The 5,869-nt window shown below is 59.6% G+C and carries 4 protein-coding genes; 3 read left to right on the top strand and 1 reads right to left on the bottom strand.

Annotated features, from left to right (window positions below):
• Window positions 1-114 precede the first annotated feature (114 nt).
• The gene (locus ACIREA_RS24925; protein WP_397385043.1) at window positions 115-585 is read left to right on the top strand and encodes an AbfB domain-containing protein; all 471 of its coding nucleotides are present in this window, start codon (window positions 115-117) and stop codon (window positions 583-585) included.
• 278 nt (window positions 586-863) lie between these two features.
• Here the strand turns inward: ACIREA_RS24925 and ACIREA_RS24930 are convergent, their stop codons facing one another.
• Complete coding sequence (locus ACIREA_RS24930; RefSeq protein WP_397385044.1) at window positions 864-2,882, bottom strand: alpha/beta hydrolase family protein; 2,019 nt, start codon at window positions 2,880-2,882, stop codon at window positions 864-866.
• A gap of 365 nt (window positions 2,883-3,247) precedes the next feature.
• Between ACIREA_RS24930 and ACIREA_RS24935 the strand changes: the two genes are divergently transcribed.
• Both ACIREA_RS24935 and ACIREA_RS24940 read left to right on the top strand, forming a co-directional pair.
• Window positions 3,248-4,528: a hypothetical protein gene (locus ACIREA_RS24935; protein WP_397385045.1), complete on the top strand. Its 1,281-nt coding sequence runs from the start codon at window positions 3,248-3,250 to the stop codon at window positions 4,526-4,528.
• Window positions 4,529-4,558: 30 nt separating this feature from the next.
• The gene (locus ACIREA_RS24940) at window positions 4,559-5,632 is read left to right on the top strand and encodes a hypothetical protein (RefSeq protein ID WP_397385046.1); all 1,074 of its coding nucleotides are present in this window, start codon (window positions 4,559-4,561) and stop codon (window positions 5,630-5,632) included.
• The last annotated feature ends 237 nt before the right edge of the window (window positions 5,633-5,869 follow it).

Raw genomic sequence — 5,869 nt, forward strand, 5'->3', positions numbered from 1 at the left:
CAGGGCACGGTCTTTGAAATCATTGCTGTATCGTTGTCGCTTCACGGTCTTCATGGTGATTGTCCCTTATTCCCTGGTCCAGGATTTTAGCGCACCTCAAAAACCATGACGTCGATGAAATGGCTGATGCTTCTTTGTCTCTTTGCTCTTACTCCGGTGATCCCGGCAGTGGCCGCGGAACCCTTGACCTTGGAGATCCATCTGGTGCAGGAACCGTCCAAGGCGCTTTCTGCTGATCGGGGACGCGCATTGCATGTGTCCGAATATCGGGCCAGCAAATTCAGGGTGGTTCCGGGCTTGTCGCAAAGGAATATGAACAGCGTTTCTTTGGAGCTGGTCGGGGCCAAAAACTTCTTCCTCAGGCATCAGGAAGGCATAATCAAAGCTCACGAGAGGCCGAAAAAGATCAATCTGCTCTTTGAGGGCGATGCCAGTTGGAAGATCATCAAACTGGCTGAAAACCGGATACGCATTGAGTCCGTGAATTACCCGGGAGATTTCATCACCGTCCGCGAAGACGGCAATGTGGTGAAGTCCAGAAACCCTCCCCTGGAAAAGTCCACCTTTGTGATGACGCTCAGGTAGACGGCCAAAACGCAGCAGGCTGTCTTCATCCATGGCAATGGAAGGTTCGGACCGCCAATATGGTTGCCCGCTAGACCGTGGCAGGTACCCCTGCGCCCGGCGTTCCATGCCATTGTCCAACACCCCTGCGACAAAGCAGCGAAAATTTGAGCTCGGACCGACCCAAAATGGGGTCAGTGTGCAAATACTTGACAAAAAAATGCCTATCTGCACGAGCCTCTCATGCCACGCGCACGCGCCGTCTTTGTCTTCTCCTCCTTAGTGCATAAACGTTTCCGCTACTTCAGCAGCCACTCCACCATCCCTGCCTCAGGATCTTTCCCCTCACCACGCACCCAGCTCAGGTAAGGCCCCTGCACTTTGATCATCCCTGGCAGGTCCAGATACTTCGCACCACCCGGCAGGAACATCGGATCACGATAATCCAGCACCTTCCCAAAGCGGAAGCCATGCGTGTCATACGCAGCCCGGTCAATGGCTTCACCCGCCACCGCACGCGCTGCGAGCGCGATCGGCCCCGTCTGCTCACCCAGCGCCGCGATGCACACCGACTTCGGACTCGGGTGCGATCCCACCTTCGTGTTCCGCAGAAAACTCGTCAGCGTCAGAACATCATGCGCACGCTGCGCAAACAGCGCGCTGTTGTAGCCATAGGTGTAGCCCGCAAACTCACGCGGATTCGCCACCAGCCGGTTCTGCTTCGCCAGCTCGCTCCCTTGAAACAGCAGATCCACCCCCAGCACCGCAGCGCCACCCTTCACCAGCTCCTTCACCTGCGCGTTCGCAATGCCGGACTTGCCCGCGTCATCCAGCCAGATCACCACCCGCCCGTTCCACTCTTTCGGGTACAGCCAGGCCACGTTCAGCTCTTCGTTGTACGTCTTGTTCGTCAGCGTCCCCGTCATTTCCAGGTGGTCACCGCGATCCTGCTTGTCCTTTAGCGTCCACTCCACCTCGCCCGCCTTGTCATACGTCCGGCCGATCACCACTTCGATGCCCTCGCGCAGCACCTTCGGGTCCGCCTCACTCAGCAGCTTCTCCGCATCCGCAGTCATATACTTCAGCAGCTTCCGCTCAAACTCCGGATCCGCCGCCTTCGGGGCAGGGTGCTTCTCATCCCAAACCGTCAGCTGCTCCTTCGTCAGCGGTTCATAGTCCTTCTCGATCACCGGCGCTTCCTGTCCCAAGTTGAAGTGCTTGTTCACAAACGTGTAAAACGCACTGCGCGTCACCGCGTTGTAGTTGTGCGGAAAGTGCTCCCCGCGCAGCAGGAACACATTGTCCTTCTTGCCAAAGGTCGTGTACAGCTTCTGCAGATCCGGGAAGCCCTTCGTCGCCATCTCCTTCGTCCAGTCGTTCGCCGTGTTCATCCCCTGCGGCTTCGGCGCAAACAGTCCCGCAAATTCCACATTGCCCGTGTTGATCCGCAGCAGCGAAGTGTTCTCGCACGTGCAGCCCCCCTGCATCGCCGTGCTCACCATCACACATGGAAAGGAGAGCTTGATCCGGTCATCGATCGCCGCCAGCAGCATCGTCTGCGTACCACCACCGCTCGCACCCGTGATCGCCGTACGCTCCGGATCCACCTCTGGCAAAGACAGCAAAAAGTCCAGCCCACGCACCGCGTTCCATGTCTGCAGCCCCATGATCGACTGTAGATGCGCCTCCGCCTGCGGACTGTACAGCCCCCAGTTTTCCGCCGTGTTCATCTCCGGCCGCTGCTTCGCAAATGCGTGCACGACGTCCCGTGAAAATTGCACCGAGTCCGAATCGCTCAGCATGTCCCACTGCCACACCACGCAGCCCATCCGCGCTAGCTGCACGCAGAGCGATTGAAAAATGCTCTTCCCGCCCCGCTCAAAGCGCTCACCCCCCGCCGCGATCTCCGCCCGCACCTTCGCATCCGTCTCGATCGAAAGCCGCGCATCCTTCCAGTGCCCGTGCGCAAACATCACCCCTGGCACCTTGCCCTTGATCACCTTCGGCTTCCACAGGCTCCCCGTCACAAAAAAACCCGGCGCACTCTCAAAGTACACCTTCTCCACCGTGAAGCCATCCCCCTCCACCTTGCCATGCACCACCGCATTCAGCGGCGTCTTCGTTGGCATTGGCCAAAGCCCCTCCGCCACCAGGATCTGCCGCCGCACATAATCCTTCCGCGCATCCCACTCACTCAGCGAAGACGGCGGATTGAAAGGAAAATACCCGTTCAAATCCTTCGGCGCCTGCAGCCGGCTGTCCTCAGCACGGACAATGGACGACGCGAGAACGGCAAGGAGGAGCAGCTTGGATTTCATGGTTTGAATGTGAAGCGCATTCTAACGCTGCGAGCAGGCAAAGTTCATCATATCCGTGTCGAACAATATTCATATCTCGTGAGAGCGATTGCATGAGCCGCTGCTACCGAAGGCTGGACTCACACACCTGCGGGTGCCGCTGAAGCTCGCATCCTTGACGATTCGCATCGTGTTCGGATCCCAGCTCAACGCCGTGCCTTCAGGGCTTTCGGAGCGCATGTTTCATAGGCTGAACGCAAGCTGTGCGACCAGGTTGAGTTGCTAATTCTGCCGGACAAGGATCACGCGATCCGCTCCGCGTTGACTGATGAAGAGCTTTACGCTTGTTTCTTGAAGCACTCGCGCAACGACAAGGAATGCAAATCATGAAACTCACCCTCACTCTCATCACCGCCCTGCTGCTAGCTCAACTGACTGCGCTGCGCGCCGCTGACACCGCAGCCGACCGCGTCGCCACCGTTATGAACACGCCCGGCTGCGTTGCATTCTGGGACTTCGTGAAACGTGAGCCGGACGGGGCGCATCGCTTCACCGCGCATGTGATGGCGGGCGCGACGAATGACTTCGCTCTGGATGCTTCGAATTACATCAAGGACTACTGGGGCGAAGGGCGCGAGGCGACTTATGCGGACTTTCCGTTGCTCGGTCGCGGGCCGTTCGGGCAGGCGATTCGCATTCGCAAAGAAGAGGATAAGACGTTTCGCCCTTTCCTCTTCGTGCCGCGCGAGCGACTGAATGATTCGCCCATCGACATCAAAGGCGCGGGCAAGTCAGTGAGCGTCGTCGTGTGGGCCATTCGAGAAAGCGGCAATCACTCACTCGCAGGCATCTGGCATGAGGGCACCGATTTGAATCACGGCGGCGCGGCGAAAGTCGTCGCGCGCGGGCAGCGGCAATACGCGCTTTTTGCCGGACTGAACAATGAAGGCTCGGCCTGCGGTCATGTGTCGGAGAATGGCGCGAAGTCCTTTGGCCACATCTACGCCATGCACAAATCCAACTCCGGCGATGTCTCGCCAGCCGTGCCCGCAGATGCTCCCGCCGAAGTGCTCGATGCCTCGTGGCAATGCTTTGCAATGACCTACAATCACGAGACCCACGAACTCACCGGCTGGATCAATGGCCAGGACACAGGCCGTTGGCAGGAGAACGTGCAGAAGGCCATCCCAGTCATCCACAACGCCTGGGTGCAAGGCAACCTGCATCGAGAGTCCGGCCTGCAACCCGGTGAAGATCCGACCTTCCCGGCCGATCAGTTCTACAATCCGCCCGAGGACAAGCCTTTCTCCGTCAAAGTGCTCAGCGAGACCGCCGCCGAGCGCGTCGAGTTGCAGGAGTTCCGCTACACACGCGTCAAAGTCACCCAACGCAAAGCCGCCGCCGGCACCTGGACCACCACCGCCCGCGACCTCGCCGATGTGCGCCTGAATCCCTGGTGGTTCTCGCACGACTCACTCTACACCCCCGCCAACGACGGCACCGGCGGCCCCTTCACCATCGGCCGTGTCATCCATAGCTCGCGCGGCGTCGGCTTCACGGGCTGGATGGGTGGTGTGGCGGTTTTCAATCGGGCGTTGAGTTCGGAGCAACTCGCGACACTTTCGGCAGTCGGTCGTTCTCGACCCATTGTCACACCTTCTCGCTAGTTTCACCCTTCCTTTCAAAACGTCGACTCCATGAGAAACAGCCTCATCGCCCTCTTCGCGCTATTCCTTGCCACAGCGCCTGCCGCCACCGTCACCACCTTTGCTGGCACGGGCACGAAGGGCTTTTCCGGCGATGGCGGGCCGTCAGCGAAGGCCGAACTCAACAACGTCTTCGGCGTCGCACGCGGGCCGGATGGCTTTCTTTACATTTGCGATATGGACAACGCCCGCGTCCGGCGCGTTGGGCCGGATGGCGCCATCGAAACCTATGCGGGCAATGGCGTGCGCGGGCGCAAAGGCGATGGCGGTCCAGCGGACAAGGCTTCCCTGAACATGCCTTACGAGCTGGCGTGGGATAAGGCGGGCAATTTGTTCATCGTCGAGCTGGCGAACAACGCGGTGCGCCGCGTGGATGCGAAGACCCGCATCATCACCACCATCGCGGGCACGGGCAAACCCGGCTTCAGCGGTGATGGCGGACCGGCCACTCAGGCCCAGTTCAATGCGCCGCACAGTCTCGCCTTCGACCCCGCTGGCGATCTTTACGTTTGCGATATTCTCAACCACCGCGTGCGCAAGATCGACATGAAGACCGGTATCATCTCAACGTGGAGCGGCACTGGCGAGGCCAAGACCGCGCCTGATGGGGCACCCATCTCTGGTTCGCCGCTCAACGGCCCTCGTGCGCTCGCCTTTGGACCCGATGGCAAAAGCTACCTCGCACTGCGCGAAGGCAACGCGCTGCTCTTGCTCGATCCAACGGCGAACACGATTAAACGAGTCGCAGGCACTGGCAAATCCGGCTTCACCGGCAATGGTGGCCCCGCGCTGCAAGCCACTCTCTCGGGCCCGAAAGCCGTGAGCCTCGACGCCACTGGTAACGTCTATCTCGCCGACACCGAATCACACTCCATCCGTTACCTCGACGTGAAGAAAGGCACCCTCGAAGTCCTTATCGGCAACGGCAAGAAAGGCGACGGCCCCGATGGCGGCGACCCGCTCAACTGCCAGCTCGCCCGCCCGCACGGAGTCTTTGTGGACAAAGACGGCTCTGTCTTCATAGGGGACAGCGAGACGCATCGCGTGCGTGTGTGGCGGAAGTAACCATCGTGACTGCCAATAAGATGCCATGCCATTCATGCCTGGCCATTGTGCAGATACCAATTGCCAGGCATCTCAAACCTCACCCAAACTCACGCACCGACTCCCCTCCGTACTAAAACCCCTGGCTCTTGCTCCCCTCAATGACAATGCGCTTCGTCTCCGGCCCCTGCTTCACCGCCTCACGCGCTTTCCCGCCCCGTGTTTCCGTGAACTGATTGTCGCTGATCGTGATCGCTT

Origin of the sequence: Prosthecobacter sp. (genome assembly GCF_044373815.1) — a bacterium.
Taxonomy (GTDB): Bacteria; Verrucomicrobiota; Verrucomicrobiia; order Verrucomicrobiales; family Verrucomicrobiaceae; genus Prosthecobacter.